The organism is Pantoea sp. B9002 (genome assembly GCF_013385945.1).
Lineage (GTDB): Bacteria > Pseudomonadota > Gammaproteobacteria > Enterobacterales > Enterobacteriaceae > Pantoea.
The window spans coordinates 17,223-43,638 of sequence record NZ_JACAPA010000038.1; the positions used below are offsets into that span (position 1 = coordinate 17,223).

The window sequence follows — 26,416 nt, forward strand, 5'->3', positions numbered from 1 at the left end:
CCTCCGTTTCAGAACTGCAAATGTTCTGCGCGCACAATCATAGCCATGCCGGAAGCGAGCTGAACCCGAACGCCATCTTTAGTAATTTCAAGAATGGTAGCGTCCATTGCACCTTTGCCTGCAGTCACTTTGATGTTCTGGCCGGGCTGCAACGTTGAGGTATCAGTGACAGGTTTGGCCCGCGGTGGCTGCGGTGCGGCGGCACGTTCAGTAGCGGCCGCACGCGGCGCCTGAGGACGTGGCTTACGCGGTGCATCACCTTCGGCAGCTTTACGCGGAGCAGGCTTGCGCGGACGACGTTCAGCGGTCTCTTCACCGGCTTCACGCTTCTTCGCTTTCTGCTGATCGCGCTGCGCCTGAACGCGGGCTTTCGCTTCTTCCAGTTGCTTGCGCGCATGTTCTACGTGTTGCTCATCCAGCACGCCACAGGCGTTGCCATCGAGATCGACACGAATGGCACCCGCTTTGATGCCATAAAGATAACGCCAGCTAGAGGTATAAAGACGTAAGGCAGAACGCAGTTGCGTCTTGCTCAGGCTCAGTTCGCCTTGAACACGCTCGACCAGATCTTGAAAAATGCCGATTTTGAGCGGACGCGCCTCGCCTTCGGCGCTAAAGCATTGCGGAAAACGTTCCGCCAAAAAGGCGATGACTTCTTTACTGCTATTCAACTTAGGTTGATTTTCCATGAAATTTCCTGATTACAACGGATTTGCCGACCAGAGCAGGCATGAACAGGCGACATTATAATGACAACATCGCCAAATGCTATGTGATCCAGTCGATTAGCTGTGCGTCAGCTGAATAAATTTTACGATGTCGCTGCCCGCCAGCACTTCACAAAGCCCGTCGGTAAGGGCCACCAGCCCCGCTTCATCCTCGCTATCGAAGCGAGAATAAACCGTACTATCAATGTCTAAAACACCCACGAGGGTGCCATTTACTTTCAGAGGAATCACGATTTCGGCATTACTGGCGGCGTCACACGCGATATGACCTGGGAACGCGTGCACGTCTTCCACCAATTGCACTTTGTCCTCGGCTACCGCGGTTCCGCACACGCCTTTGCCAACCGGAATACGTACGCAGGCGATTTTGCCCTGGAACGGGCCCAGTACCAGCGTGTTCGGTTCCGTCAGTAAATAGAATCCAGCCCAGTTCACGCCTTCCAGGCGTTCAAAAAGCAGCGCACTGCAATTGCCGAGCGCGGCCAGGAACGAGGTTTCACCCGCCAACAGGGCGCGGATATCGCGATTCAAATCCTCGTAAAAAGCTTTTTTGTTCATTGTTCAACCATAACTCGTCACTGTGGTGACCTTGATGTCACTCAGTTGTTAAAATAAGCACTAATTATCCAGGCGCATAAGGTGAATCATTCTGTTAGTTACTATACCCTTAGCAGTCGGTGGATAAGCGTATTCTGCTACCACCGAATATTGCAGGCAAATTTGCGCTACTCAGCATGCCGGTAAACGTAACGAACGATGGGCACTTGCGTCACCTATGAAAATTCACGCTATCAGCCAGACGTTGCCCCACGCACGTTATCAGCGTTGTCCGCAATGCGATACCCTTTTTTCCTTACCGGATGTGAAATCGCATCAGACGGCCTATTGCCCTCGCTGTCATGCACAAATTCAGAGCGGTCGTGACTGGTCGATGACGCGACTCACCGCCATGGCGGTGGTAATGATCGTGCTGATGCCGTTCGCCTTTAGCTTGCCGTTGGTCGATATTCGCCTGCTTGGCATGCGTATTAACGCCAGCCTGCTGGAGGGCGTGATTCAAATGACGCAGCAAGGCAACATCCTCACCGCTTCAATGGTGGCGTTTTGCACCATTGGCGCGCCGGTCACGCTGGTGATCGGCATTCTCTATCTGTGGGTGGGCAACGCGCTCGGGATGAACCTGCGCCCGGTCCTGCTGATGATGGACAAGCTCAAAGAGTGGGTGATGCTGGATATCTATCTGGTCGGCGTGGCGGTGGCATCGATCAAAGTGCAGGATTACGCCTCGCTGGAAGTGGGCTACGGTTTAGTGGCCTATATTGCGCTGACGGTGCTGAGCCTACTGACGCTGATTCACCTGAACGTCGAGCAGCTGTGGGAACACTATTATCCGCAAGCGATGCCCACTTCCCCGCCGGAACAGTGGCAAGTGTGCCTCAACTGCCATCAAACCGGTGTGCCAGATGAACGCGGTCGCTGCACGCGTTGCCATACGCCGCTCGACTATCGCCGCCGCCACAGTTTGCAGAAATCCTGGGCAGCGCTGATTGCCTCGATTGTGCTGCTTATCCCCGCCAATTTGCTGCCAATATCGGTGGTGTACGTTAACGGCGCACGCCGTGAAGACACCATATTTTCCGGCATACTGGGATTGGCATCGGGCAATATACCGGTGGCCGCGGTGGTGTTTATCGCCAGTATTCTGGTGCCCTTTACCAAAGTGTTAGTGATGCTGACCTTGCTGATCAGCATTCATTTCAAATGCGAACAGGGCTTAAAAACCCGCATTCGCCTGCTGCGCGCCGTCACCTGGGTGGGCCGCTGGTCGATGCTGGATCTGTTCGTGATTGCTGTAACCATGTCGCTGGTCAATCGTGATCAGCTGCTGGCTTTTACCATGGGACCGGCCGCCTTCTATTTTGGCGCCGCCGTTGTTCTGACCATTATGGCTGTAGAGTGGCTTGATAGCCGCCTGATCTGGGATGCACATGCAACAGGAAACGCCGACTACACCGACTAGCGCCAATCTGCGCAACAAGCGCAAGATTTCGCCGTTCTGGTTATTGCCCATTATCGCCCTGCTGATTGCTGGCTGGCTGCTGTGGACCAATTATCAGGAGCGCGGTACGACGATCACCATTAACTTCCAGACTGCCGACGGGATTGTGCCAGGCCGCACGCCGATTCGTTATCAGGGCGTAGAAGTGGGCACGGTGCAAGGCATTGTGCTGAGTGATGACTATCGCAGCATCCAGATTAAAGCCAGCATCAAAAGCGACATGCGCGATGCACTGCGTGAAGACACTCAGTTCTGGCTGGTGACGCCGAAAGCGTCGCTGGCGGGCGTCTCCGGGCTTGATGCACTGGTCGGCGGTAACTACATCGGCATGATGCCGGGTAAAGGTAAAGAGAGCGATCACTTCACCGCGCTCGATACCCAACCGAAGTATCGCGTTAATACCGGCGAACTGTTGATTCACCTGCGCGCGCCCGACCTCGGCTCGCTCAACACCGGTTCGCTGGTTTATTACCGCAAAATCCCGGTGGGTCGCGTTTACGATTACAGCCTGAACAACAGCACCGATGGCGTCACCATTGATGTGCTGATTGAGCGCCGCTTTATCAATCTGGTGAAAAAGCAGAGCCGCTTCTGGAATGTCTCCGGCGTCGATGCGGATGTCAGCCTGAGCGGTGCCAAAGTGAAGCTGGAAAGCCTGGCCGCGTTAGTGAACGGTGCAATTGCCTTCGATTCACCTAATGATGGTGAACAAGCTCAGGTGGATGCCAACTACCAGCTCTATCCAGATTTGGCGCGCAGTCAGCGCGGCGTGCAAGTGAAACTGGATTTGCCGAGCGGCGATAACCTGAAAGCCGATAGCACGCCACTGATGTATCAGGGACTGGAAGTCGGCACCTTAACCAAACTCAACCTGCTGGATGGCGGCAAAGTCACCGGCGAGCTGACGGTTGATCCTTCAGTAACCGGTTTGATGCGCAGCGGGACGCGCATTGAAATGCGCACGCCGAAGATCAGCCTGACCGACACCAATCTTAGCAGCCTGCTAACCGGCAATACCTTTGAACTGGTGCCAGGCGAAGGCGAGCCGCAGGATCACTTCACCGTGTTGCCAGCCAGCGAAACATTGCTGCAAAAACCGGACGTGCTGACGGTAAAACTCAGCGCACCGGAAACCTACGGTATCGATGCCGGCCAGCCGGTGATGCTGTATGGCATGAAAATCGGCCAGGTGATTTCACGCACGCTGGATGAAAATGGCATCAGCTTTGTGGCGGCCATCAATCCGGAGCACCGTAATCTGGTGCACGCCGACAGCAAGTTTGTGGTGAATAGCCGTCTCGATGTGAAGTTCGGCCTCGACGGGATGAAAGTGCTGGGCGCCAGCGCGCGTGAATGGGTGGATGGCGGCATTCGCCTGATTCCGGGCGCGAAAGGCAATCCTTCCAGTCGTTATCCTTTATATGCCGATGCGGAACGTGCCGAAGAAGGCATCGTGGGTGAACAGCCGCCAACCACGCTGAAACTTACCGCCAAAAGCTTGCCGGATGTACAGGCCGGTTCAGTGCTGCTGTACCGCAAATTCCAGGTCGGTGAAGTGGTGGATGTGGTGCCGCGTGCGGATGCGTTTGAAATCTCGATTCATATCCAGCCGCAGTATCGCAAGTTGCTGACCAGCGAGAGCGTGTTCTGGGCCGAAGGCGGCGCCAAAGTGCAGCTCAACGGCAGCGGTTTGACCGTGCAGGCATCCCCGCTCAACCGCGCGCTGAAAGGTGCCATCAGTTTTGATAATCTCACCGGCGCGCAGGCGGCGAAAGGCGTGAAACGCGTGCTCTACTCGTCAGAAACCGCGGCGCGTGCAGTTGGCAGCCAGATTACGCTGCACACCTTCGATGCCAGCAAACTGGCGGCGGGTATGCCGATTCGCTATCTCGGCATCAACATTGGTCAGGTTGAATCGCTGGCACTGAGTTCTGATAACAATCAGGTTGTCGCCAAAGCGGTGCTTTATCCGGAATACGTGCAGGACTTCGCGCGCATCGGCAGCCGCTTCTCGGTGGTGTCGCCGGAGATTTCTGCGGCGGGCGTTAACCATATCGAAACGCTGCTGCAGCCATATCTCAACGTCGATCCGGGCAAAGGTTCGCCGGCGCGCACCTTTGAACTGCAGGAAAGCACCATCACCGATTCACGCTACCTGAACGGCCTGACGATTTATGTCGATGCCGCTGACGCGGGATCGCTGTCGGTGGGCACGCCTGTGTTGTTCCGTGGCGTCGAAGTGGGCACCGTCACCGGAACGTCGCTGGGCAATATGGCAGATCGCGTGCAGATCGCGCTGCGTATCAGCAAGAAGTACCAGCATCTGGTGCGCAACAACTCGGTGTTCTGGCTGGCTTCCGGCTATAACTTCGATTTCGGTCTGATCGGCGGCGTGTTGAAAACCGGCACCTTCCAGCAGTTCATTCGCGGCGGCGTACAGTTTGCCACGCCGCCAACGGTGCCGTTAGCACCGCAGGCCGGCGCCAACAAACACTTCCTGCTACAGGATGAAGCGCCGAAAGCGTGGCGCGACTGGGGCACCGCGATTCCGGACCCTAATCAACCTTAAGCAAATCGGGCAGCCTGGCTGCCCGATTCTTTTTCGCGTGTTACACTTCGCGCACATTTCGTTTCCCGGTAGATGCCCGTGTCCGATCGCTTTCCCGAAGATTTCCTCGCGCTGATGCGCGCCAGCCTTGCTGACGACGCCGAACTGCAACGCTTTCTCGCCATTAGTCAGCAACCGCTGCGTCGCAGCTTACGCGTCAACACCTTAAAAATTAGCGTGGATGATTTCCTCGCCCGCACCACCGATTATGGATGGCGCTTATCGCCCATTCCGTGGTGCGCCGAAGGGTTCTGGATCGAGCGTGACGACGAATCGCTACCGCTCGGTAGCGTGGCGGAGCATTTGAGCGGACTGTTTTATATTCAGGAAGCCAGCTCGATGCTGCCGGTTACCGCGCTGTTTGACGCCGCACCCGATGCGCGTCAGGTGATGGATGTGGCTGCCGCGCCGGGTTCCAAAACCACGCAGATGGCCGCGCTGATGCGCAATGAGGGCGCCATTCTGGCGAACGAATACTCGGCCAGCCGCGTCAAAGTGCTGCACGCTAATATCAGCCGCTGCGGCGTCAGCAATGTCGCGCTGACCCATTTTGATGGTCGCGTGTTTGGTGCCGCACTGCCGGAGCGTTTCGATGCCATTCTGCTCGATGCGCCCTGCTCAGGCGAAGGCGTGGTGCGTAAAGATGCCGATGCGTTGCGTAACTGGACGCTGGCCAGCACCGAAGCGATTGCGGAAACCCAACGCGATCTGCTCGACAGTGCTTTCCATGCCTTACAGCCAGGCGGCACGCTGATTTACTCCACCTGCACACTGAATCAAATCGAAAATCAGCAGGTGATTCATTGGTTGCAGCAGCGTTATCCCGATGCGGTTGAAATCGTGCCGCTAAACGGTTTGTTCGAGGGAGCCGATCAGGCGTTAACCGCCGAAGGTTTCCTGCACGTATTCCCGCAGATTTTCGATAGCGAAGGTTTCTTCGTCGCGCGTCTGCGCAAAACCGCCAGCATTCCCGCGTTGCCAACGCCAACCTACAAAGTCGGCAAACTGCCCTTCTCTCCGGCCAGCCGCAAGCTGAGCGCCGAAGTGCAACAGGCCGCTGCCAAAGTCGGCTTGCAGTGGGATGAAAACCACACGCTGTGGCAGCGCGATAAAGAGCTGTGGCTGTTCCCGGCGGCGCTGGAGAGTTGGCTGGGTAAAGTGCGCTTCTCGCGCATCGGCCTTAAGCTGGCCGAAACCTTCCCGAAAGGCTATCGCTGGCAGCACGAAGCAGTTGTGGCGTTGACGCAGCCATGCAGCGCGCTGGATTTCGAGCTCACCGATGCGGAAGCGGAAACCTGGTATCGTGGTCAGGATATTCATCCGGAAACGTTGCCCAACCGTGATGAGGTGATCGTCACCTACCAGCAGCAGCCGCTGGGATTGGCGAAGAAGGTAGGTAATCGGATTAAAAACAGTTATCCGCGTGAACTGGTGCGCGACGGACGTCTGTTCCGCTAAGCGTTACTGTAACTGCACCAAAGTAAGACGATTGCCGAAGACCGCGCCGGTATCGATATAATGCTGATTCGCCACATTGAGTGGTTGTTCTAACGGCGTGTGGCCGAAGTAGAAATCACTGGCGCCGTCGATGTGGGCTGAACTGCCGCGTTGATGGCGTCCCAGCCGATCGCGACTCCACACCACTTGCTGCCAGTCAACATCCTGCCCTAACGCATAGTGGCTGGCAGGATAATCGGCGTGGGCAATCACCACCACGCGATCGCCGAAATCCAGATGCAGGATCAACGGCAACTCAGCACACCGTTTCAACGCATGGCGCGCAGCGATTAACGCTGCGCCTTTTAGCTGCCAGAACCACTCGCCACCGTTCATCATCCACAAGGTTTGATCGCGCCCATCCAGCGCAGCGAGCGCCATCTGTTCATGATTGCCACGCACGCAACGAAACCAGGGTTCCTGCATCAGCGCTAAACAGCCTGGACTGTCCGGGCCACGATCGATTAAATCGCCCACCGACAGCAGTAAATCCTGCTGCTTATCGAAATCCCGCTTGAGCAATTGTGCATCGAGTTGGGCGCGGCAACCGTGCAGATCGCCAACCACCCAAATATTTCGCCACATTTGCGCGTTTACCTTTTGGTAAAGCATGTAATCTTTCCCGGTTGACTGGAAGTTTAGTGAGCCCGGCTTAAAGTATAGTCCGGTAAGGTTAGCCAGCGGAGGGAACAGCATGAGCGGACGGAAGCAATTCATTGGTGTATTAATCGTTATTTTCATCGGCAGCTTGCTGCTGCTGGAATCACTGGCTCGTCTGGTACATCTGTTATTTGTGGGATAATTACGCGACTTTACATTCCGCGCTAAACGCCTAAACTCCTTTGCGCATCATATAAAGGAGACTGTATGAGCCAGAATATTTACGACAACCCCACTTTTTTTGCCGGCTACGCCACCTTGCCACGTTCCGTTAAGGGATTAGACGGCGCGCCAGAATGGCCCGCACTGCGTGCGCTACTGCCCGACCTGCATGATAAACGTATTCTCGATCTCGGCTGCGGTTACGGTTGGTTTTGCCGCTACGCGCAGCAGCAAGGCGCGCGCGAGGTGCTGGGTCTGGACGTTTCCGAGAAAATGTTAGCGCAAGCCGCGACCATGACGCAGGGAACCGAGATTCGCTATCAGCGCGCCGATTTAGAAACGCTACAGCTCAGCGAATCCTTTGATCTCGCCTACAGCTCGCTGGCGCTGCACTACCTCAGCAATATTGACGCGCTCTTCGCGACCGTGTTTGAGGCGTTAACGCCGGGCGGCGCACTGGTGTTTTCCTGTGAGCATCCGATTTACACTGCACCCACACAACAGCAGTGGATTGTGGATGAACAACAGCAGCGCAGCTGGTCAGTCAATCATTACCAGCAGGAAGGCGAACGCATCAGCAACTGGTTTGCCGATGGCGTGAAGAAGCAGCATCGCAAGCTGGCAACCTGGATCAATGCGTTAATTGGCGCAGGATTTGAGATCGTGCATCTTGATGAATGGGGCCCGAGCGAAGAGATGGTTGCACTCAATCCCGCGCTGGCGGAAGAACGCGATCGTCCGATGATGTTCTTGCTGGCCGCGCGTAAACCGCTGTGACAATGAATTGAGGCTGCACACTGCAGCCTTTTACACATCCCTGCCGCGCTATTTGCGGCATTCAGCGGGCATAGCGTACTAGCGCGTGATTAAAAAGATCGCCAGCAAGAAGAAGGCTAATAAACCGGCGAATGTCAGTGTTCCAATGCGCGGGGTTTTAGCACGGCCAACCACCACACCAATAAAGATACAAAGCAGCGTGAGTGTGCCAATCATTACCCAAAGTAGATATTGTGTATTTGCCATGAAGGATCCTTATCCGGCCATTAATCAGATGCGCCAACGTTATACCATTTTTCACACAGGCTGACTGCTGCTATATGACCGCATCTTTTTTGCTGGTTATTTGCCATCCGATAATGATCAAGTCGCGTTATGTACACAACGCACGGATTTGAGATTTTCCATCTGTTGCAAACGCGCCGCAGCTTTATTGTTAGCGCTGGCCTTCGCAATGCCATTACCGATACCAAAATCCCCGACGAATCCCAGTACCGTCAGCGCATCAAACTCACCGGTTTTATCAATCTGCTGCTGAACGCTTTGGCTTTTAGCGATCTCCTGATTCAGGGCTGCGCAGTCATAGCTTTGCGCTTCGGCATCGCTCACATTGGCGGACTGCGGATATTGTTTCAGTGCGCAACCACTCAGCAGCAAGGCGATCAGGATAACAGACTTGTGCATCTCGTAAGATTCTCTTTGACGGTGATTTATTGCGGAATAAGAGAAAAGATAGCATGTGCTGAAGATGACGAACGCGGGAATAAGTGAAGTTATGCTGGGTATTTAAAATAAAAAAGCACTGCCTGAGCAGTGCTAATGATTCTGATATCAGGCAATTACCTGATAAGCCCTAATAATTATCAGGGCAGAATATCCGCTATTATGCAGTTTTCAACACAATCATTGATGATTTGCAGAAAATACATTTAGCGCCATGTGGGTTCATTTTCGTAATATCGAACGCGGAGGTGCGATATTGTGAACTCTGGCAATGCGGACATCTTAAACGATTATAAATGCGAATAATTACAGACCTAATACATTTGTTGCAGACGGACCTTTTGGACCATCTTCAACTGAAAACTCAACACGCTGACCTTCATCAAGTGAGCGATAATCAGTGCCCTGAATGGCTGAGAAGTGGACGAAAACGTCCTTGCTGCCATTTTCAGGAGAAATAAAGCCGAAGCCTTTTTCTGAGTTGAACCATTTTACCGTTCCAAGAATTTTATTAGACATAATTTTTACCTTTTAAATGAGCCTATTGGCGTAAGGGCCGAGTTGCAGATACGAATCAGAACTTAGGATAAGACTCAAAGAGAAAGGGCTTGAAGCGGCACTAACTGGGATGAGAAATACAATGGGAACTAACCTTCTAACTGTCTGCTATTCAGACCGACGAAGTATTAACGCATTTATCTTGCGGAGTAGCAAGCGAAAAGAAATTTTATTTTCTCATTGAGGAATAAAGGGTTTTAAATTCGGAAGGTAAAAAAGAGACAAAAAAAGACCGAATACGATTCCTGTTTACGATGCATAGGGATATTTCTCTTATCTATTATGGAGATAGATAACAAAAACACCCCTTTTCATGGTTGCAATACTTACCATTACACACTTTGCAGATCAAACACTTACCAGTTTATTCGGATCAGGTTCGGACAAATTTCGGTACAACTATATTGGCAAATCATCATCAGCATATAAAGATGTTATTTCATGCGTCACCTCCCCCACAACTGCAATATCTTCCAGCAGGTCATCCATCAGGAATGCGCCATCATCGGTAATGATGCGACGTGGGTGAATCATGATCATCGCCCACTCATACATGCCTGACATATCTATCAGCACAGTGTCGCCGTTTACCGGGTAACGCTGCTTGTCGATTATGCACCTGCGGCCATTCAGCTCAACCATGCAGCAGGCATTGCTGGTAGAAAGAATATGCTGCAGCGGCTGAAGCAGGAACGTTACTTCGCCACTGGCAGATCCGACAGTCTGGTGGTGTATGCCGGCGACAACATTTCGCGCTTCATCTCCCAGGATTTCTGGATACCCTGTCCTGCAAACCATAATTTCCCCTTCCCGCTCTGGTTGAGACCATCAACGACACGCATCAGCGATTCGCTGTTGGCCTGTGGTTTGAATTCGTCAAAGAGATTGAGCTGAGATACACCCTGACTGTAAAAGTCGCCCAGCATCACGCCTGCTTTCATATACCGGCATCCGTCGCGCCAGATGTGGTCGAGACCCTGCATTGCAACCCGGATGATGTCGCGCGTGTCATTGGAGGGCGTTAGCAGCCTGCCCATTGCCTGATTACCGTAGAACACCTCGCCTTTAGCGTGCGGGCTGGTTCGGACGAACACGGCTACCTGACTGCAATACTGCCGCTCCCTTCTCAGCTTCTCTGCAGCGCGTTCTGCGTACGAGCAAACAGCCTGGCGCATGTCCATGTACTCGGTGATTCGGGAACCGAAGGAGCGTGAGCAAACGATTTGCTGCTTCGTCGGCGCGAGTTCTTCCAGCTCAAGGCATGGTTCGCCGCGCAACTCACGCACCGTGCGCTCCAGCACAACGTTGAAGTGCTTGCGAATGATGTAAGTGCTTTGCTCCGACAGGTCTTTGGCGGTAATGATGCCCATAGCATTTAACTTCTTGCTGATGCGCCGGCCGACGCCCCACACTTCCTCTACCGGTACCAGCGCCATTAGCTTTTTCTGCCGATCGACATTCGACAGGTCAACGACGCCGCCGGTCTGCTTCCACTTCTTCGCGGCGTGATTGGCGAGCTTGGCCAGCGTCTTAGTCTGGGCAATGCCAACGCCAACGGTCAGATGCGTGTTGCGCTTAATCGTCTCGCGCACCTCGCGGCCGAAGTCTTCCAGCACCCGGCAATTGCGGACGCCGGTCAGGTCCATGAAAGCTTCGTCGATTGAGTAGACCTCTACTGACGGCGCCATTTGCTCCAGCGTCGTCATTACCCTATTCGACATATCCGCATACAGCGCATAGTTGCTGCTGAACACGTGAATCTTGTGCCTGCGGATTTCGTCCTTCAGCTTGAAGTAAGGCGCACCCATCGGGATTTTCAGCTCTTTAACTTCCGCGCTGCGGGCGATCACACAGCCGTCGTTGTTGCTGAGAACCAGAACCGGTTTACCGCGCAAATCTGGCCTGAACACCGTCTCGCAGCTGGCGTAAAACGAGTTCACGTCAACGAGCGCAAACATCACATGCCGCCGTTTGGATTGAATACCTGAAAGGTGCGCTCATCGCCATCAGCCGTTGAAATGTCACGGAAGGTAGTCGTGTGCATCTCTATCCAGCTATTAGCTGCGCGAAGCGTGTAATGCCAGTTGAGCCGCTCCAGTTCGCTCACAAAGTCGAGCGTGCTAATAGTAAAGCGGCCTGATCCATCTCGCTTCATAGCCTGCTTAAAGGCCATCATGATTTCGTAGTCGCGGGGCATGGTCATCTCCCTCCCTGATATTTACTGTATATAAATACAGTAATATCGATCGGTAGGATCGATCAAGTCGATTAATGGTGGTTTTTGCGAAGGGATTGGCGAGGAAGGGAATTTAGGTGGGCGACAATGCCGCCCGGCTGGTGTCAGCGTTCAAGCAGATGCAGGGCGATGTCTCTGGCTATGTTGGGCTCTTGGTTTGACTCACCGAGAATCACTTGCATCAGAGCATCTCTCGATAGCGGCCGCTTCTCTGCAAGAACGGTTATCGCAGCATCGCCAATTATGCGTGCCACTTCATGTTGAGCCTCTTTGTTGAGTAGGTTTTCCATAACGCCTCCTTGGTCTGCAGTTCTAACGTACGCCTGCCGCAAGGGAATCACATGAGAAACGGCTCAAATGGTCTAACCTCAAGGTTACACCCGCAGCCTGCATGAAGATGGACGCGGTCTTAAGCTGCCCCGTTGCCGGGGCTTTTTTGATTACGGTTGCTTAGGCCAGGTTATCTCGTCCGCGGTGTTAGCATCGATCCTATTCACGGCCACGCGATACTGCTTCCAGGCTTTAAGTAGAGCGGTTTCAGCATCGGTCGCCTCATCAAGGTCAACAGCATCCTGAAGTGGTGCAATCGCTATCGTTGCCTGAGCAATCAAGCTGGCCTTCATCGCTAAATTATTAGCAATTTTTTGCTGCTTGAGTTCCGCCGCTTCCTCTTCACTAATTGGTGGAGCTGAAAAGGTCGTTCCATCATAAAGCCATCCGGTTGAAGGTTGATTACCTTCATCATCGGGGATTTCTGCGTAAGTTACACCATCGCCAAAATCCACCGGCTCCTCATCTGGACCAGCCCAAACAATAGTATTAATAACGATGCCGTCTTGGATTAATGCGTATGTATTACTCATTATGCTAACTCCCTAATAATGCAGACTCCTGGAGCGCCTGCGCCTCCGGGTTTTGCTGCGGTATCACCCACCATTGCGCGGCTAGAGCCTCCGGCTGAACCATAACCAGCACCATTGCTTCCTGAGCTGCCTGAAGCTCCAGTGCCTCCCCCAGCACCTACAGGACTGCTACCACCGGCCCCTGCTGAGCCTGTTGATGTTGAGATAAGATATCCGGGGCTGCCTTGCATTCCCCTCGAAGAAGTAATGGTCGTTACCGAAGCTGAAACTGTTGGAGCTGCTGCCTGAGCTGCTGAGCCAGCACTAATCGCGGCGGTAGTTGATGAATAACCACTACCTAGCCCGCCAGGACATGAAACAAGTGAACCAAATGACGATAGGCCGCCGTCCCCTCCATTCCCGCCACCGGAAACTCCGCTGGTACCTCCCACACCGATTGTCACCAGTACGCCTGAGGCAATTAATGATGCAGGTACGCGGAATTTAACCCACGACCCGGCAGATGCGCCTCCACCTACGGAGCCTGTGTTATTGGTATATGCTGGCACGCCTGCAGCACCACCACCGGCAGCATAAAGTTCAACATCAACAAATTTAACCGCCGCTGAGCTAGGGGTGTATGTGCCAGTTGAGGTCATTACTATCGGTGCGCCAATTTGTGCGCCAGGTGAATATGTAGCGACAATATTTGTGCCATCACCAAGAACGTTAATAACGGTTCCTGTAGCTATCGCAACGCCAGTACCATTTGGTGTCTTAACCGTTACCGCAAAGGAACCGGTACAGTTGTTTACGATCTCCCAGCGCTTAATCCATGCCGGAACAACCAGGTTGATATTGGCGGTAAGCGTGCCAGCCAGTGTAATTCTGTCTTTGGACGCCTGAAGCGTTGTTAGGGTGACGCTTGAACCAGACAATCCCGTGATTGCTGTAGTGCCATAAACTCCAGATGGTACCCAGCCAGTCAGTGCTGAGGTGGTATTTTCAGGGTTTGCGCTGTTCCCATCCGTGGTGTTTAGCCAAAAACCATCTAGCGTCGAATTAGGTATTCTCGCGCCTTTCGGGTAGCCAGCCACGGCAGTGTTAAACGCAGCATTGAATGGATAACCGGCGCCAGCCTGTGTCCAGCGAATTGCAGCAGTGATGTCGTTGAACACGCCGTTAAAGTCGGTGCCAAACGGTGGAACACCACCTCCAGCAAGAGGCGTCCTCGTAAGTGGAGGGAATCCGTCATTATAAGACGCTCGACCAGCAACAATACCAATCTGAGAGTCGTTGGGAATGTCCTGCTTTGACCCCGCATCAGCAAACGGGATTGGAAGTAATTTAGGTTGTGAGCTGGTTTGCATTTTGAATTCCTGAATCAGGGAAGAACGTTCCGCTTTCGAATGGCTGCATATCAGCCTCGGCGAAGCCAAATGTGTTATTGAAATCGAGTGACATGATGCTGACGCTCACACCCGCGGGCTTGGCGATCGCATTTGAGTTGAGCAAAATCGCCCATTCAACCGGTGACAGATTGAAGCTGAATACGTAGCTCATCGACATCACGCCGGTGATTGCCACGAAAGCATCACCCTCGCCTTCAAAGAGGTAATTGAGTGCGTTATTCAGTGAGGGTATTGAGCAGTCAGTGATGTTTGCCATCGCTTTGGCAAGGATGAGTTTTCTGTATCCATCATTCGCAAGCCGCACCGTGGTGGTTAGTTGTAACCCCTCATAAAAGGGCGCTTCATCGAATGGCTTTGGTGAGTCGTCGCTCGCGCTTATAAGCGCTTCGTCAAACCCGAAATTGGTAGTTTTCTGCGGTACGTTAAGCAGCCTGGAAACGCCGACTATCTTGCCCCACACATCCAGCCCGTAATCCCCAGCCGTAGAGATATCCCAGATAGTTGAGAGGAATCCTTCGGTGAATTCCGTCATATCCATCGTGGTATTGAATGATTCAATCAGGCTTCGCAGGTTAGGGCTGGCGGCGTATTGTGTGAGGATCGTGTCTCTCACATTCTTCATACGAGGGTTACGCTTATGTCATTGGCATCAAGGGAGGGTATCTGGTCAACGCCGTATTCAATGGATGGGCTGTAATTCGTTCCGTCAATGCTGATGGTCACAGACAGGACGTTTACGGATGCAGTGTCGATGTTGTTCAGCACTGAGTAATAACCGCCGGCGAAAACCTTCGATGCGATCCGCGCTTTTGGAACCAATTCGCTGTTACCATTGAACGCACTGATGACCGCTTCCTGTGCCTGACTGACAATGTCAGAAGGCAGCGAAGAGGTGTTTTCCAGTTGCACCTTGAAGTATGTTCGCGTCTGCGTTGGCGTGTTCCATGTCATCGTGTATTTCGGAGAAATATTGGTGCCGCGCGATGTATCCGTGACCACCGCTGAGGTGTTACCCACCATGCCGCACGCAGCCTGATTCTTTACGTAAATGGCCTGCGCGATATCAGCTGCTTCACCGCCATAAACGGCGATATAAACGCTATGCGCGGGCGCCGGGTAATTTGTAGAGCCAATGTTGACCGTCGAGCCAGAATGATTCGACCAGACGTAAGCATCAACTACACCCTCCACATCAAGCACCGCGGCATAAATTGACTCCGGAGTACCTTTCGCGTTTAACGCTACCGACTGCTTACGCCGGTATTCGAAGTTGGCGCGCGTTTCAACGGCGTTGCCCGGCACACCTGCGGCGGCATTTGTGATGCCTGACCAACCGTTAACTGCGCGATATATCGTGTTTAGTGAACCAATCGGACAGGCGATAGCGCCGGTTGTCTGGTTCTGGAACACGATATCGACCGCGCCCGACGCCGGGATGGTGGCGTCAGCCAGTGAGAAGTAGATGTAACCCGCATCATCCTGCGCGGCGCTACCGGCAGGAATTAACGTCCCGACCAATCCAGTTGCCGTTGCTGTTACCGTGGTTCCCTGTGCCGCTATACGGTCAATGAAGTAAATGCGGCCGATAGCATCCTGAAATCGTCCGGATGCATAATCTGGATTGATGCCGTTTACGATCGCCAGTTTCTGGTCGTTGTTTTCCGCAATGATTGCCGTGTCACTCATGGCAATCTGCCCCTGCGGCGTCGTCAGGCTTTTGCTCATCCCGCCGCCCAGCGCGTCATCCAGATCGCTCAGGCGCCCGTCGAGAATATCTTTCTCATCAGGTAAGGAAAGGCCAATGTCAGAGAACGTTGCCGCCGGCACTGAGGTTGTGACAATTACTTCATCTACCATGTTGGCCTCAGAAATTGATGGTGCTCTGGTTATAGTTCGTGTCGGTTATGGTCATGACGCCGGAAGCTACGCGGTTCTGCTTGCCGATTACGGTCGTGCAGGTTGCGGTCTGGACGTAATCCAGTTTCAACGCTTCTGACTGCATTTTGGTGTTGATCAGCTGAGTTCCGGGCCAGTGGCCTAGGATGCGCTGGTAGTAGGGAATACCGAGTGTGGTGTCATACCAGGTCTCACCCAAGAACGTCTTGCAGGCGCATGCAACGTCCTGTGCCACCGCGTAGGGGTTTGCAGTCGATGCGAGGTTGCCTGCGCCATCCAGAGTGATGTCCCATGCTTCGGTGTTTAGCTGAAGTGATTTTGTTAGCATGCTTTCTCCGGGCATAAAAAAACCCCGGCAATTGCCGAGGCTATTATTGGGTAACAAATCTCACCTGATGGAGGTTTATTTTATCTTATCGCTACATTCCAATTAACGCCTGCCTTGGTTATGTCCCAACAAGTTGACGCTATATCAAGCAACTGTCCTCTGGCTTGCGGCCCTAGTCCGGGAGCATCTCGAAGGTTGTTGATGAGGGATTCTTTTGAGTTACCATTTTTATAATACTTTGCTGATGCATCGCAAACAGACCGAAATATTGAGTCTGCATCACCTTGGAAGTAAGGATTAGTGCTAAGCATAAAGCTGTATTGCTGCCTTAACCTTTGAGACAGATCGCTCACAGCCTTTTCTCTAGAGCACTTTTCATCAGATGCGCAGCTTTCTTCTTCCTTTGCTTTTTGCTTGGACTTTTCTAGGCGATATTTATTCACCAAGTCATCATACGTTTTAGCATAGGAATCGTAATAACAAACATCATCAGTTTTACAGGATGCGGTTTGAATTATTGGCAAGTTATTATTTGTCTCCGTTTTGTATCTGGACTTGAGATCCAAAACAGAAAGTTTTTCACCGCCACTCGTCCGATGCTTTATCGCGTCAAATCCGTTATCTTTTTGGTATGAGACCGCATCTGTAGGTGACATGGCGCAGCCATAAGCGAAAAAACTCAGCAGCGTGCACAAAAAAGCGTTTTTTATTCTCATCACTTAGGTCCTTGTGTATCAGAGTTACCTGATTGTACCCCACCATGAGTATGTGTAGAAAGCTTAATGCCTCTGCCAGTGACCTCTCCGGTGGCGGTGATATTGCCTGCAAAATTGAAGTCCCCGGCGAAGCTTCCTGCCCCCTGATTTACTGGGCCGTTAAGCGTGATGCTAGGTGAGTTAACAACAAATGACTCTGATGCATTGGCGGTAATTACGGGCGCATCTACGTTTATTACCAATGGTGAAACAAGGTCGATGCCATCATCCATAAACCTCAAATATTGCGAAGGTGAATTATTCAAAACACCACCCAGATAGATTGCATCTCCTGGGCTGTGATTTCGCTCTGAAGCGGGCATTGATTCTTTGCGGGAGTCTACGGCGTTTCTAATATCTTTATCACATATAGCCATCAGCCCAATGTCACCAATCACTGGATCCATGATCACAGCACTACTGCCGCGCTGAAGCCTCCAGGCAGGGGCATTATAGATGGTACCACTATCAAGTAGGCTTCCGTTCGCTCCTTGATCAGAGATAAGCGGCTTGAGGTCGACAAAGCTCATTTCATTATCTTGACCTAACTTCACCGCTGTTACGACACCAAGCATGATGAACGACTTTGAGTTCAGAAACTTTTCTAAAATGTAGAATTGTGCATTGGCATCAGAATTAAGATCATGTGGCTTGATGGTATATTTATTTGTCATTCATCTTCCTGCCGTAAAGAGAGATGCAGAGCACTGAGTCATCCAAGGGCCGCCTTCCATCCATGTTGAAAGATGGTGCACCGCTGAATTAATTCGGTATTTCCCGCTGGCATTTGGCAGATCTGTTTCAAGCTGCACGTCACGACCTAAAATCAACAATGGGCTAAAGGAAGTATTAAATTCAATTCCCCATCCATTGAATCGAGGGTAACCAATTAGACCAGTGCGCGAGGAAACGAACGGAATGCTATCGTCTATGGCATCCCCCTCTTTCCACACAAAAATAATCCCTAGTCTTACATCAAACAGTAGATTGTGAGCACGGCAGCAATCACGTATTTGATCTATATAATTTCCCCGATAAAACGGGTTGCTTTCAACCTCGCTTATCTCAGGTGAAACCCGAACCGCAAAACCAGTAAGCGAAGCTATTGTTGTGATAATGTCTGCGACCTTCACAACTCCTGATTTATTGAAGGGCGCAGCTTCTACAGATTGAGCGTAACCTGTGGATGATGCGTACACTATTAATGGTGCGTCTGGCATCTCGTTAGCGTCTGCATAACTCCAGCCAATAGACCCCTCGAATATCGGAACTTCATCAGCCCACACTTTCATCATGTTTTGAGTTGTTATTCCGTATTGGGTTCCTTTGTAGCCGATGGTTGCCATGTTCTTTAGGCTGAGTCCATACACCTTCGCATCCATCGTGTTAGCTGAAAGACTTCCAAGCGCAGAAACTTGAACCTCAGCCTTGGCGTTATCCAAGGTAAGGATGTCATTTTTCTTATCATCGAAAGCGCCATCGCTTAACTTGAACTGGAATTTAAGACTGCGTTTTTTGTAAGTCATGCGACTGCACTCATTTCTTCAGCTGTGGCGTAAAATAGCAGGAAGCGATCACCCAAACCATCATAGGTAGGATCATCATTTCCTTTCGTGTCAGCAAAGAACAACTCACCCTGAAAGCCAAGGTGGGAATATCTGACCAATTTGTTGCCGTTCAGGCAGATGACACCCTGCGCTATCCACAAATCATCAATGCCAATGTCGATATACATACCGGTCGTACGCTGGTAAATGCGAAGGGTTACTGACTGGTCGCCAAGCCTGACCGTCATCTCCTGAGCCTTAATGGCCTGCAATGTGATTGTCTGCATCAGGTGATTACCTTAACCAGTTCAGTGACGGATGATGAAAGCTTGTTGATAGCTGAGGTCGCGGCACCGTTTATAGATGCCGTAGTCGTCTGCGTGATGTTGCTGGCTACCGAAGATACCTTGTTGGCTACCGTAGTGGCGGCGCTAGAAACTGAGTTTTTCAGACCTGTAAGCGCCGATGAAACGCTGCTTTGCGTGGCTTCAGAAGTGGATGAATTAATCTTCTCAGACACCACGCTTGATGCCTGACTGGTAGCGTTCGTGGTGGTTGAGCTCTGTGCAGTTGTACTGGTAAGCGTAACTTCTGCCTCTTCCAGAACCGACTGGAAAATTGCCTCCACGGTCAGCAGCGTCACATCGCGCTCTGACGTTCGGTAGTTGAATCGCACCAGGTCGTACTTTTCATAAGTCGTGTCCGGCGTCTCAATGTCGTACGTCTTTGCATCAGCTACCATCGCATCGAGAGCCGCTAGCATATCGGCGCGGCTGGTCAGTGAGAAATTGGTCAGGTTAGGTAATGAACCAGTCAATCCGGACCAGCCTTCAAGCACGAACAGCACACGAATAACCGGCGGGCGCTTCACCTTGTTGTAAGAGTTGTATGAGCCGCTCTCAATTGGCGCTGACACGACTGAAGCGTCAGCACCATACTCAATGCCAAGGAATGATGACGGGCTTAACGCTTTGCCCGTGCCGTCATTAAAGTAGATGCCGTAACCGGGGCTGATAATGCTGTTGATGACTGAGAAAATGCCGCCACCCTGCACGGCATTCAGTAGCGTTGTTTCGTTCAGAGAAAAGTTCATTACTTCTGCCCTGTATTGTAAGCCGATACCAGCCCCTGCCTTTCCACTTTGCGCTGGAGATCTGAACCTAAAGCATTAGCTGTGGTTGCCGAGGTTTGAAGTGTCACCTCTCCAATGTGGATGTCAGTTTTGTTGCCCGCTTGCTGCTGAGTATCTGGCTGTCTTTTGGCTTGGACTGATGCGCCCGCCCCTACCTGAATCCCAGCCAGAACTTTAGGAACATAATTTCGAGTTTCCAGCGGCGCATTATCGAGACCTTTTTTTTGCACATTTCCTATACCCCAGTTATAGGAAGCAATAGCCTTAACCAGATCACCGCCATTAGACTTAAGGAGCTGAGAAAGGTACTTCGCTGCGGCATTGGCTGACTTCTCAGGGTCAAATACATCCCCACCCGTCAAGCCCAGATCACGTGCAGTTCCGTCCATAATCTGGAAAAGCCCCTTAGCTCCAGCTCCCGATATTGCAAACTGATTCCCACCAGACTCCGTGGTTGCAACGCTCTTTAAAAGCCCTGACGGCAGTTTGTAAAGCGCCTCCAGTTTAGAGAAGAGGGGCGTCATCCACTCCAACATCGCCTTGCCAGACCCTTTCGCCTCGGGAGCGGTACCATAAGCGTCATACTTATTGGTGGATCCGCCAGTACTGGTGATTGACTCCCACCATGCATATGACTTTTTGAGCCATTCATCAGCCTTGCCCATAATGCCGCCGGTGCTGCCGGTATTGCTGTTCATCCTGTCAATCAGGTATTGACCGGTAGTCTTGCCTTCCTTTTTGGCTTCTTCATCGTTTGAACCAAGTTTATCCCACGCACTCACAGCCGCGATTGCAGCAAGTAACGGAGCAAATCCGCCGCGCACTCTTGCAATGCCGGAAAGCATCTTCAGCGCCCAGCCCCCGACGACAAACGCGGCCAGTATTTCCAGTGCGTTCTGCCACCCACCCACGGCATCAACCACCTTGTTTATCTCGGCGGCAGAATCAGTGAAGAACTTCTCGATCTCCGGTCCGTGTTCGGCTATCCAGATGCCGACCTTCTCAATTATCGGGATTAGCTTTTCAACGTAGGGAATGAGCGCCTCATAAAGCACCTGCGCTGCTGCGGAGAAGTTCTGCTTCATCTCTGACAACCGGCGATTGAATTCACGCGCCTTCTGCTCTGCGGATTCCGTGGCTCGCGAAATTTTCGAGAAGCGATCCGCATCAGTTACTAACTGGCCATTACTTAATGCCTGTTGGGTTGCATTATCCAAACCTATGTCAGAACCAAATTTTCTCTGGGCATCCTTGTTCAGTTTGCTCCAGTTTTGAGCAATGGTTCTCATGATGTCTTCGGATGACTGAGTTCCCAGATTAAACTGGGCGCCAGTAGCACCAGAGAAACCATTCAAAGCCATCAGCAGAGGGTTGCCCTGTACGTTTCCGCCCCCTCTAAATGTTGTTATAAGGTTTTGGAATGATTGCAGGTTTCCTGTTATTTTTTCTGCACTTGACCCTGCAGCCTCTGCTGCTCGCTGCCAGCCATCCAGAGATTGCGCCGACATATCAAGCGCCCTGGAACTGATTGATAACTGCATCAGGTCGCTTGTCATGCCGGTGACGAACGATTTAAAGCCCTGCACTGACAAGGTAACGCCTACCAGTGCCAGCAGCTCAGTGCGGATTGAACCAAAGAAAGAGGCCGCTCTTTTACCTGCGGCCTCCATGTCCTTCGCTGTCTGCTCTGCCTGCTTGCGGGTGTCGTCTAAACCACCCTTCACATCCTTCTGGCCTTTCTTGAACCCTGACGGATCGAGACCAAGCGTTACAACCAGAGAGTCGATAATTGTTGGCATTTTTTAATCACCCTGCTTATTAGCCACCATCCGGTTGTAGTTATCCACGGTAATAATCTCCAGCCACCACCATAAGTCCTCAACGCCCAGCGTCGTGCTGAGCTCCGTCAGAGAGCATTTCCCTGACGAAAGCACGGTAGCAATGGTTTTAGGCACGTTGACATAATCAGCAAGGCCTATGATGGTCTCGCTCATCATTGGTGGAATGTCTAACTGGCGGCGGCGGTGAAAAAATCTACGTGAAGCTTGAACACTTCCATGCGAAGTTTGAGGCGCGTGGCAATTTCTTCGATGTCATCATCGATAAGCTTGCGCTTGATGCTCTGATTGCTGGCATCTGGAACGCATTGCACGCACTCCATGAGCTCATCCAGCAGCGGCTTGGCTTCTGCAGCAGGGATTTGCGACACCATTTTAAGGCCGGTGCCAGCCATCGCGGCAATACCCATGTCAGCGAAGTTATCAGGTAACTCAACCCCACTACGGGCCATCGCCATCCCGGCGCGAATTGCCCACCATTCAGCCTGTGTTGCTGACATCTCACGGATGAAGAACACCTTGCCGAGGTCGCGCCCTTTGGTGTCTACGGTGTAGAAAATCTCTTTACGTGCCATGTGGTGCCTTATGGGTTGTAAGCTTCAGGGGTGACGTTTTCCCAGTTAATCTGGAAAGTACCCGCCGCCAGTACGCGTTGTGCATCAGGCATCGCCTTGGTGCGCTGCAGGATGCCGTTGGTCAGCGTGTACTTTTTGCCGGTTGCAGGGATGATGATCGTCGCGTTGCATCGGAAGATTGCTTTTGCCGTTACGGAGGTAAGCACCCACGTTTCGAAGATGGGCCAGCTTGGGCTATCAGGCATGATGGTAATCGTCTGCAGGTATTCACCGAAGACGAAGCCACCTGACAGCTTGCCGTCGGCGCCACGGACAGCAACCGCCATTTCGGTGTCGCCCATCGCAAACATCGCGTCAGCGGCGTAACCCTCAAGCACCTGCGCAGATGGGTACAGGTTAGTCACAGTGAGCGAAAAAATAGCGTCAGCACTGGTGATCGTGTTATTTCCAGCCATTTATTCGGCTCCTTACTGAACCATCGTGGATGGTAATGAAATTTTCTGCACGCTGCCGCCATCGCAGTACCAAAGTTGCATCGGTGGTGAGCCACGTTCTGCACGGACTGTTGGCGTCGCATCGCCGATATACAGGTAATAACCCTTGGCGTTGAGTGATGCGGAAATGTCGGTGCCGACAGCATTATTGATCTGTGTAATCTGAGAGGAAGACAGCGTTACGCCAGCACGGATGCCGCCATAAGCAACACCTTGCGCAAAGGTTTCGGCGAACCCTGCCTCGATAATCGCTTTGCCACGCGCGTTGTATGGGAACGATTGGTTAGACTTCATCGTTTCAATAGCGTCGCCAAGAAGGTTGGCGTTTAGCCAGATTTCGAAGCAGAAGCTATCGACCCATTTGAACGAACCTGAAACGGTGCCATCTGCCCAATAATTATCTGAGATGTTATTTTCACCGTAATCGCCATAGAAGTTGTAACCGTTAGCGATTAGCGCGTCATAAACATCCCCATCCTCAACTTTCGCTGCCAACCCATCAGTCTCGCGATATTTGAGAGTGACTCGACCCTCCCGACGGTCGAAGTCAAGAGATGCTGAGTAACCAAGCACCGCAGCTGCATCAAGATGATCGCCATACACTGGAATCACGCTGGCATAGTTGTTTATGGCGATGATTTTGTATGCCAGGCAATCAGTGCTTCCGCTTACCGTTGCTGTTACAGAGTTATCGTGAGGCACATAGCCATAACGGTAGTTCTGCGCACTCACCCAAGAAGAGATAGCGAGATGTGTCGCTTCGTCGGCTTCGAATGTGGTTGTGAATAGCGCCCAATTCTGTGACTTGCTTTTAATCTGCTTGAAAGCGTCGGCGGCGACAGCCGGGTCAGAACCCTGAGAAATCACCGCGCCTTGAGCACTGGTTAGCTTCAGGCTCGTCGCTATGGTCCCAGAGGCGTAACTGATGGTGCTATCAGCACCCGCCGTTGCTGACGTGATAACAAACGCCTTTTGAGTTGTGTCGAAGGTCACTTCTACGGTATTGCCGATTGCGGTTTCAATCAGGTCGGCCGCCATAGCAAAGCTGGTTGCAGTACTCAGGTCGATGTTGGTCGAGGTTTTCACGGTGCCGTCAACGGTGATAGTGAGTACGCCGCTCATCAGCTTAAGCTGGTCAAGCGTGACGCTTTTCATCGAACCAGAACGCAGGAACGCTGAAACGTCCGTCACGTTGTATCGAGCGAATAGCAATGCGCCAGGCTTCTTGGTTGAATTGACATAACCATTGAAGTAGATGCTCGCGAATGCATATTCATTAGACGTTGAGCCAAAGTAGCTGAGAACATCATCAGGGCTGGTGAATGCTGTAACCGCACCAACTGGCGCATATTCACTATCGGTCAGAGCCAACCCATTCAGATAGAGGGCTGTACCGCCGGCAGAAAGCACGCCGGGGATGATGGAAATATCTTTACTTAAAGGGATTGGCATTTAAGCATTCTCCGGTGGGTATTTCAGGTCTGCGGCAATCGCTGTGACTTCAATTTCGTCGAAGAAATACAGAGGCGTCGTAACGACTGCGTTAAATTGCGCGATGAAATCAAGCGTCCAGCGGCTTTCATACTGCTGCTCGGCGTTGATCATCGTTGTCTGATGCGGTTCACCGGCATAAAGCGGCGTCACCGGCATGTTGTTTTGTTTGAACCAGTTCGCGGCGTACTCAGAACGAATCATCGTGCCGACGATCGCAGCCATTTCTGCAGCTGTGTTGCCGTAGAAATCGAGCTGACATCGCCACTGATTGCTTCGCTGTGTCATCTCACTGCCCGCACCCACGCCGGGATCGTTATAAGCAACGCGGTTGGTTGACAGGCCGGTGATGAACATCGGCGTCATGGTGACGAAGTCTTCATTCGGCATCGGCACAAGGTTTTCCTGCGCCAGAAACACTTCTACGTCGACGAGAGACAATAAAAAACCGCGCAAGGCGGTCGTCAGGTCATCCTGTTTAATGCTTATCGTTGCGCTCATGTGCTCACCTGCAGCGTTACAGCGAAGGCGCACCAGTCAGGCCATTCTTCCAGAGGTTGAGTAATCAGCCACGTCTCGCCGTTAACGATGAGCTTGTCGCCGCCCTTTTGTTTCGGTCGGTTAACGCCTTCAAAGTTACCGTTCACGTACGCTTTCTTTTTGATGCCCTGCAGGTTTAGGCCGTCGAGCTTCATCAGGTCGGTATAGGTCAATGGCTGCAGCTGCACAGTCACATCCTGTTCACTATAAGCAGGAGTTCGGTGACCGGCGCCATCGGTAGTGTATGTGCCAAGGCTAACCATCATCACGCCCGGCACATCCGCGTTAACAGTGGTGATGGCGCGGCGCACAATGCCATGGAGGTTCATACGCCGTCCTTAACGTCATAATCGACCGCATTAAGCATCACGCCCTTTTCGATGAGCGGCTTGGCAAAACCTTTCCGCTTGATGGTATAGGCAGATAATGGTGGGTCGGTGAATTCCCGAATTGACTCCTGCAGCTGCGATTTAATGTGCTCACCCATTAACGGGAGAAAAGCACGTGGATCGTAACTTGTGGCGCTCGCTATTCTCGATATGTCATTTCCCCAATCCGGTGATTTGACAGCAATCATGCGTCGAAAGTATGGGCGTGCCGGCCGATTCTTGCCCGGATCGCCATACTCATTCGCTGCAGCAACCATAGGCACCGATTCGCCGTCAGGGTAAGTTGCTCCTTCAAGAAACCCAACCCGCAACGTAGATCCGTTACCCAATTTCTCCGCAATCTCTGCCAGCGCTTTCTCGAGGCCTTCACCACCTGAAAAGCTAGTCATGATTACCTCCGGAAAGTGCCGCGCCGATTGTAGTGATACGGGTACATCGATGGTGAGCCACCGGGCAGGTAACGAATCGTTCTGTAAGGCAGCGTGGCCTGCCAGTACTGTGCGCCGTAAGGTGTCTGGAGATACCACCATGAAGCGGAGCTGGAGGGGCCAGCATCCACTGACACCGACACAGAACCTTCAGATGCGCTCGTTACCCGCCCAACCAACCCTGACGCCGCCTGCCCGCCTACCCCACTAGTGAGGGCGGTGATGTGAGCAACCAGCATGTTCAGGAACACCGCTCGCTGATTCACATCAGTGACCGGGCTTGTGTCGGTGTTGTTCAGGTAGACCGTTGCTTTAACGAAGTTAGCATTCAGCAGCGTGTCACTTACGGTTTCGAATTCCGGGTAACTTTCGCGGAATGCCGCGACATCAAACACAACGATCGCCATGATTACTTACCGTCTGATTTGGTTACGCCGGGCGCCGGGTTATCCTGCGGCAGACCTTCGAGACCTGACTTCACATCAGCATTCTCTTTGGCCTTCGACTCGGCGCTGTTGGTTTTCGCCTGAGCAAATACCAGCTCGTTTTTCACATAGGGCTGGTCTTTATGCTGCTCCAGCCACTTATCGAAAACTGCCTTATCGACGTTCTCTGTCAGGCCGTAGCCACCAATTACGGTGGCTGAGTTCGCGCCATTCAGTACGATCGGCTGAGAACCTTCAACATCCAGCACCAGACCATTCGGCAGTTTGCATCCTACAGTTACAACTTCAGCCATTT

General features: G+C 52.2%; 35 protein-coding genes. 4 read left to right on the top strand and 31 right to left on the bottom strand.

Translation table 11 applies throughout. The features are described from left to right. Positions 1–8: 8 nt before the first annotated feature. Together proQ and HX773_RS18730 are read right to left on the bottom strand one after the other, a co-directional pair. Positions 9–689, bottom strand: a complete 681-nt coding sequence (gene proQ / locus HX773_RS18725) for an RNA chaperone ProQ (protein WP_008110425.1) — start codon at positions 687–689, stop codon at positions 9–11. A 96-nt stretch (positions 690–785) separates the two neighbouring features. Then, a complete protein-coding gene (locus tag HX773_RS18730; RefSeq protein ID WP_008110428.1) occupies positions 786–1,286 on the bottom strand; it encodes a GAF domain-containing protein in 501 nt (166 codons plus the stop codon). Positions 1,287–1,503: 217 nt separating this feature from the next. Here HX773_RS18730 and yebS point away from each other — a divergent pair, with 217 nt between their 5' ends. The 3 genes from yebS to rsmF all read left to right on the top strand — a co-directional run bounded on the left by yebS (position 1,504) and on the right by rsmF (position 6,853). After that, on the top strand, positions 1,504–2,748 hold the full coding sequence (yebS, locus tag HX773_RS18735; protein ID WP_176972783.1) for a membrane integrity lipid transport subunit YebS: 1,245 nt from the start codon (positions 1,504–1,506) through the stop codon (positions 2,746–2,748). Next, complete coding sequence (locus tag HX773_RS18740) at positions 2,717–5,356, top strand: PqiB family protein (RefSeq protein ID WP_176972784.1); 2,640 nt, start codon at positions 2,717–2,719, stop codon at positions 5,354–5,356. Before yebS ends, HX773_RS18740 begins: the two co-directional genes overlap by 32 nt. A gap of 72 nt (positions 5,357–5,428) precedes the next feature. Further along, a complete protein-coding gene (gene rsmF, locus HX773_RS18745; protein ID WP_176972785.1) occupies positions 5,429–6,853 on the top strand; it encodes a 16S rRNA (cytosine(1407)-C(5))-methyltransferase RsmF in 1,425 nt (474 codons plus the stop codon). Positions 6,854–6,856: 3 nt separating this feature from the next. Here rsmF and HX773_RS18750 read toward each other — a convergent pair whose 3' ends face one another. After that, positions 6,857–7,504 carry a metallophosphoesterase gene (locus HX773_RS18750; protein WP_176972786.1) on the bottom strand — a complete coding sequence of 216 codons (648 nt, stop codon included), beginning with the start codon at positions 7,502–7,504 and terminating at the stop codon, positions 6,857–6,859. Positions 7,505–7,759: 255 nt separating this feature from the next. On the opposite strand from HX773_RS18750, the gene HX773_RS18755 reads away from it, so the two are divergent. Beyond that, positions 7,760–8,491 carry a trans-aconitate 2-methyltransferase gene (locus HX773_RS18755; RefSeq protein ID WP_176972787.1) on the top strand — a complete coding sequence of 244 codons (732 nt, stop codon included), beginning with the start codon at positions 7,760–7,762 and terminating at the stop codon, positions 8,489–8,491. Between the two features lie 78 nt (positions 8,492–8,569). Here HX773_RS18755 and HX773_RS18760 read toward each other — a convergent pair whose 3' ends face one another. The 28 genes from HX773_RS18760 to HX773_RS18890 all read right to left on the bottom strand — a co-directional run bounded on the left by HX773_RS18760 (position 8,570) and on the right by HX773_RS18890 (position 26,414). Then, positions 8,570–8,737 carry a hypothetical protein gene (locus HX773_RS18760; RefSeq protein ID WP_008110452.1) on the bottom strand — a complete coding sequence of 56 codons (168 nt, stop codon included), beginning with the start codon at positions 8,735–8,737 and terminating at the stop codon, positions 8,570–8,572. A 117-nt stretch (positions 8,738–8,854) separates the two neighbouring features. Beyond that, complete coding sequence (locus tag HX773_RS18765; protein WP_176972788.1) at positions 8,855–9,175, bottom strand: hypothetical protein; 321 nt, start codon at positions 9,173–9,175, stop codon at positions 8,855–8,857. Positions 9,176–9,374: 199 nt separating this feature from the next. Beyond that, complete coding sequence (locus tag HX773_RS25980; protein WP_101764610.1) at positions 9,375–9,518, bottom strand: cold-shock protein; 144 nt, start codon at positions 9,516–9,518, stop codon at positions 9,375–9,377. Between the two features lie 2 nt (positions 9,519–9,520). Continuing rightward, positions 9,521–9,733 carry a cold-shock protein gene (locus tag HX773_RS18770; RefSeq protein ID WP_007889586.1) on the bottom strand — a complete coding sequence of 71 codons (213 nt, stop codon included), beginning with the start codon at positions 9,731–9,733 and terminating at the stop codon, positions 9,521–9,523. Positions 9,734–10,171: 438 nt separating this feature from the next. Continuing rightward, a complete protein-coding gene (locus tag HX773_RS18775; RefSeq protein WP_176972789.1) occupies positions 10,172–10,414 on the bottom strand; it encodes a hypothetical protein in 243 nt (80 codons plus the stop codon). A 53-nt stretch (positions 10,415–10,467) separates the two neighbouring features. Further along, positions 10,468–11,730, bottom strand: coding sequence for a translesion error-prone DNA polymerase V subunit UmuC (gene umuC, locus HX773_RS18780; protein ID WP_176972790.1), 1,263 nt, complete (start codon positions 11,728–11,730; stop codon positions 10,468–10,470). Then, positions 11,730–11,969, bottom strand: a complete 240-nt coding sequence (locus tag HX773_RS18785) for a DNA polymerase V (protein WP_176972862.1) — start codon at positions 11,967–11,969, stop codon at positions 11,730–11,732. Before HX773_RS18785 ends, umuC begins: the two co-directional genes overlap by 1 nt. 143 nt (positions 11,970–12,112) lie before the next feature. Continuing rightward, the gene (locus tag HX773_RS18790) at positions 12,113–12,298 is read right to left on the bottom strand and encodes a hypothetical protein (protein WP_176972791.1); all 186 of its coding nucleotides are present in this window, start codon (positions 12,296–12,298) and stop codon (positions 12,113–12,115) included. Between the two features lie 150 nt (positions 12,299–12,448). Then, entirely contained in the window at positions 12,449–12,871 is a 423-nt protein-coding gene (locus HX773_RS18795; protein ID WP_176972792.1) for a tail fiber assembly protein, read from the bottom strand. Beyond that, the gene (locus HX773_RS18800) at positions 12,871–14,220 is read right to left on the bottom strand and encodes a hypothetical protein (protein WP_176972793.1); all 1,350 of its coding nucleotides are present in this window, start codon (positions 14,218–14,220) and stop codon (positions 12,871–12,873) included. The genes HX773_RS18795 and HX773_RS18800 overlap by 1 nt, the downstream gene beginning before the upstream one ends. After that, entirely contained in the window at positions 14,198–14,884 is a 687-nt protein-coding gene (locus HX773_RS18805; RefSeq protein WP_176972794.1) for a DUF2612 domain-containing protein, read from the bottom strand. Before HX773_RS18805 ends, HX773_RS18800 begins: the two co-directional genes overlap by 23 nt. Beyond that, positions 14,881–16,119 (bottom strand): baseplate J/gp47 family protein, encoded by a 1,239-nt coding sequence (locus tag HX773_RS18810; RefSeq protein WP_176972795.1) that lies wholly within the window; start codon positions 16,117–16,119, stop codon positions 14,881–14,883. Before HX773_RS18810 ends, HX773_RS18805 begins: the two co-directional genes overlap by 4 nt. A 7-nt stretch (positions 16,120–16,126) precedes the next feature. Further along, entirely contained in the window at positions 16,127–16,486 is a 360-nt protein-coding gene (locus tag HX773_RS18815) for a hypothetical protein (protein WP_176972796.1), read from the bottom strand. Positions 16,487–16,566: 80 nt separating this feature from the next. Beyond that, the gene (locus tag HX773_RS18820) at positions 16,567–17,202 is read right to left on the bottom strand and encodes a hypothetical protein (protein ID WP_176972797.1); all 636 of its coding nucleotides are present in this window, start codon (positions 17,200–17,202) and stop codon (positions 16,567–16,569) included. Beyond that, positions 17,202–17,915 carry a phage baseplate assembly protein gene (locus HX773_RS18825; protein WP_176972798.1) on the bottom strand — a complete coding sequence of 238 codons (714 nt, stop codon included), beginning with the start codon at positions 17,913–17,915 and terminating at the stop codon, positions 17,202–17,204. Before HX773_RS18825 ends, HX773_RS18820 begins: the two co-directional genes overlap by 1 nt. Beyond that, entirely contained in the window at positions 17,916–18,767 is an 852-nt protein-coding gene (locus tag HX773_RS18830) for a hypothetical protein (RefSeq protein WP_176972799.1), read from the bottom strand. It lies immediately after the preceding gene. Then, positions 18,764–19,075: a hypothetical protein gene (locus HX773_RS18835; protein WP_176972800.1), complete on the bottom strand. Its 312-nt coding sequence runs from the start codon at positions 19,073–19,075 to the stop codon at positions 18,764–18,766. The genes HX773_RS18830 and HX773_RS18835 overlap by 4 nt, the downstream gene beginning before the upstream one ends. Next, entirely contained in the window at positions 19,075–19,881 is an 807-nt protein-coding gene (locus HX773_RS18840) for a hypothetical protein (RefSeq protein ID WP_176972801.1), read from the bottom strand. The genes HX773_RS18835 and HX773_RS18840 overlap by 1 nt, the downstream gene beginning before the upstream one ends. Next, positions 19,881–21,719: a lytic transglycosylase domain-containing protein gene (locus HX773_RS18845; RefSeq protein ID WP_176972802.1), complete on the bottom strand. Its 1,839-nt coding sequence runs from the start codon at positions 21,717–21,719 to the stop codon at positions 19,881–19,883. Before HX773_RS18845 ends, HX773_RS18840 begins: the two co-directional genes overlap by 1 nt. A 3-nt stretch (positions 21,720–21,722) precedes the next feature. Next, a complete protein-coding gene (locus tag HX773_RS18850) occupies positions 21,723–21,914 on the bottom strand; it encodes a transglycosylase (RefSeq protein ID WP_101764069.1) in 192 nt (63 codons plus the stop codon). Between the two features lie 14 nt (positions 21,915–21,928). Further along, positions 21,929–22,333: a hypothetical protein gene (locus tag HX773_RS18855; protein WP_176972803.1), complete on the bottom strand. Its 405-nt coding sequence runs from the start codon at positions 22,331–22,333 to the stop codon at positions 21,929–21,931. Between the two features lie 8 nt (positions 22,334–22,341). After that, positions 22,342–22,788, bottom strand: a complete 447-nt coding sequence (locus tag HX773_RS18860) for a hypothetical protein (RefSeq protein ID WP_240632926.1) — start codon at positions 22,786–22,788, stop codon at positions 22,342–22,344. 12 nt (positions 22,789–22,800) lie between these two features. Further along, a complete protein-coding gene (locus tag HX773_RS18865) occupies positions 22,801–24,279 on the bottom strand; it encodes a DUF3383 domain-containing protein (RefSeq protein ID WP_176972804.1) in 1,479 nt (492 codons plus the stop codon). Beyond that, on the bottom strand, positions 24,280–24,819 hold the full coding sequence (locus HX773_RS18870) for a hypothetical protein (RefSeq protein ID WP_176972805.1): 540 nt from the start codon (positions 24,817–24,819) through the stop codon (positions 24,280–24,282). After that, the gene (locus tag HX773_RS18875) at positions 24,816–25,187 is read right to left on the bottom strand and encodes a hypothetical protein (protein WP_176972806.1); all 372 of its coding nucleotides are present in this window, start codon (positions 25,185–25,187) and stop codon (positions 24,816–24,818) included. The genes HX773_RS18870 and HX773_RS18875 overlap by 4 nt, the downstream gene beginning before the upstream one ends. Then, positions 25,184–25,636 (bottom strand): hypothetical protein, encoded by a 453-nt coding sequence (locus tag HX773_RS18880; protein ID WP_176972807.1) that lies wholly within the window; start codon positions 25,634–25,636, stop codon positions 25,184–25,186. The genes HX773_RS18875 and HX773_RS18880 overlap by 4 nt, the downstream gene beginning before the upstream one ends. Positions 25,637–25,638: 2 nt before the next feature. Then, on the bottom strand, positions 25,639–26,082 hold the full coding sequence (locus HX773_RS18885) for a DUF4054 domain-containing protein (protein WP_176972808.1): 444 nt from the start codon (positions 26,080–26,082) through the stop codon (positions 25,639–25,641). A gap of 2 nt (positions 26,083–26,084) precedes the next feature. Continuing rightward, on the bottom strand, positions 26,085–26,414 hold the full coding sequence (locus tag HX773_RS18890) for a hypothetical protein (protein ID WP_101764011.1): 330 nt from the start codon (positions 26,412–26,414) through the stop codon (positions 26,085–26,087). Positions 26,415–26,416 lie beyond the last annotated feature (2 nt).

Coding starts and splice junctions, on each gene's coding strand:
- HX773_RS18790 (WP_176972791.1), bottom strand. CDS start 12,298: ATGGAAAACCTACTCAACAAAGAGGCTCAACATGAAGTGGCACGCATA.
- HX773_RS18840 (WP_176972801.1), bottom strand. CDS start 19,881: ATGAACTTTTCTCTGAACGAAACAACGCTACTGAATGCCGTGCAGGGT.
- rsmF (WP_176972785.1), top strand. CDS start 5,429: ATGCCCGTGTCCGATCGCTTTCCCGAAGATTTCCTCGCGCTGATGCGC.
- HX773_RS18800 (WP_176972793.1), bottom strand. CDS start 14,220: ATGCAAACCAGCTCACAACCTAAATTACTTCCAATCCCGTTTGCTGAT.
- HX773_RS18860 (WP_240632926.1), bottom strand. CDS start 22,788: ATGGCTGGAAATAACACGATCACCAGTGCTGACGCTATTTTTTCGCTC.
- HX773_RS18775 (WP_176972789.1), bottom strand. CDS start 10,414: ATGGTTGAGCTGAATGGCCGCAGGTGCATAATCGACAAGCAGCGTTAC.
- HX773_RS18845 (WP_176972802.1), bottom strand. CDS start 21,719: ATGCCAACAATTATCGACTCTCTGGTTGTAACGCTTGGTCTCGATCCG.
- HX773_RS18740 (WP_176972784.1), top strand. CDS start 2,717: ATGCAACAGGAAACGCCGACTACACCGACTAGCGCCAATCTGCGCAAC.
- HX773_RS18865 (WP_176972804.1), bottom strand. CDS start 24,279: ATGCCAATCCCTTTAAGTAAAGATATTTCCATCATCCCCGGCGTGCTT.
- HX773_RS18835 (WP_176972800.1), bottom strand. CDS start 19,075: ATGCAGACAATCACATTGCAGGCCATTAAGGCTCAGGAGATGACGGTC.
- HX773_RS18850 (WP_101764069.1), bottom strand. CDS start 21,914: ATGAGCGAGACCATCATAGGCCTTGCTGATTATGTCAACGTGCCTAAA.
- proQ (WP_008110425.1), bottom strand. CDS start 689: ATGGAAAATCAACCTAAGTTGAATAGCAGTAAAGAAGTCATCGCCTTT.
- HX773_RS18815 (WP_176972796.1), bottom strand. CDS start 16,486: ATGCTAACAAAATCACTTCAGCTAAACACCGAAGCATGGGACATCACT.
- HX773_RS18750 (WP_176972786.1), bottom strand. CDS start 7,504: ATGCTTTACCAAAAGGTAAACGCGCAAATGTGGCGAAATATTTGGGTG.
- HX773_RS18765 (WP_176972788.1), bottom strand. CDS start 9,175: ATGCACAAGTCTGTTATCCTGATCGCCTTGCTGCTGAGTGGTTGCGCA.
- HX773_RS18770 (WP_007889586.1), bottom strand. CDS start 9,733: ATGTCTAATAAAATTCTTGGAACGGTAAAATGGTTCAACTCAGAAAAA.
- HX773_RS18820 (WP_176972797.1), bottom strand. CDS start 17,202: ATGAGAATAAAAAACGCTTTTTTGTGCACGCTGCTGAGTTTTTTCGCT.
- umuC (WP_176972790.1), bottom strand. CDS start 11,730: ATGTTTGCGCTCGTTGACGTGAACTCGTTTTACGCCAGCTGCGAGACG.
- HX773_RS18825 (WP_176972798.1), bottom strand. CDS start 17,915: ATGACAAATAAATATACCATCAAGCCACATGATCTTAATTCTGATGCC.
- HX773_RS18880 (WP_176972807.1), bottom strand. CDS start 25,636: ATGACTAGCTTTTCAGGTGGTGAAGGCCTCGAGAAAGCGCTGGCAGAG.
- HX773_RS18785 (WP_176972862.1), bottom strand. CDS start 11,969: ATGCCCCGCGACTACGAAATCATGATGGCCTTTAAGCAGGCTATGAAG.
- HX773_RS18730 (WP_008110428.1), bottom strand. CDS start 1,286: ATGAACAAAAAAGCTTTTTACGAGGATTTGAATCGCGATATCCGCGCC.
- HX773_RS18885 (WP_176972808.1), bottom strand. CDS start 26,082: ATGGCGATCGTTGTGTTTGATGTCGCGGCATTCCGCGAAAGTTACCCG.
- HX773_RS18870 (WP_176972805.1), bottom strand. CDS start 24,819: ATGAGCGCAACGATAAGCATTAAACAGGATGACCTGACGACCGCCTTG.
- HX773_RS18760 (WP_008110452.1), bottom strand. CDS start 8,737: ATGGCAAATACACAATATCTACTTTGGGTAATGATTGGCACACTCACG.
- HX773_RS18755 (WP_176972787.1), top strand. CDS start 7,760: ATGAGCCAGAATATTTACGACAACCCCACTTTTTTTGCCGGCTACGCC.
- HX773_RS18830 (WP_176972799.1), bottom strand. CDS start 18,767: ATGACTTACAAAAAACGCAGTCTTAAATTCCAGTTCAAGTTAAGCGAT.
- HX773_RS18855 (WP_176972803.1), bottom strand. CDS start 22,333: ATGGCACGTAAAGAGATTTTCTACACCGTAGACACCAAAGGGCGCGAC.
- HX773_RS18805 (WP_176972794.1), bottom strand. CDS start 14,884: ATGAAGAATGTGAGAGACACGATCCTCACACAATACGCCGCCAGCCCT.
- HX773_RS18810 (WP_176972795.1), bottom strand. CDS start 16,119: ATGGTAGATGAAGTAATTGTCACAACCTCAGTGCCGGCGGCAACGTTC.
- HX773_RS18890 (WP_101764011.1), bottom strand. CDS start 26,414: ATGGCTGAAGTTGTAACTGTAGGATGCAAACTGCCGAATGGTCTGGTG.
- yebS (WP_176972783.1), top strand. CDS start 1,504: ATGAAAATTCACGCTATCAGCCAGACGTTGCCCCACGCACGTTATCAG.
- HX773_RS18875 (WP_176972806.1), bottom strand. CDS start 25,187: ATGAACCTCCATGGCATTGTGCGCCGCGCCATCACCACTGTTAACGCG.
- HX773_RS18795 (WP_176972792.1), bottom strand. CDS start 12,871: ATGAGTAATACATACGCATTAATCCAAGACGGCATCGTTATTAATACT.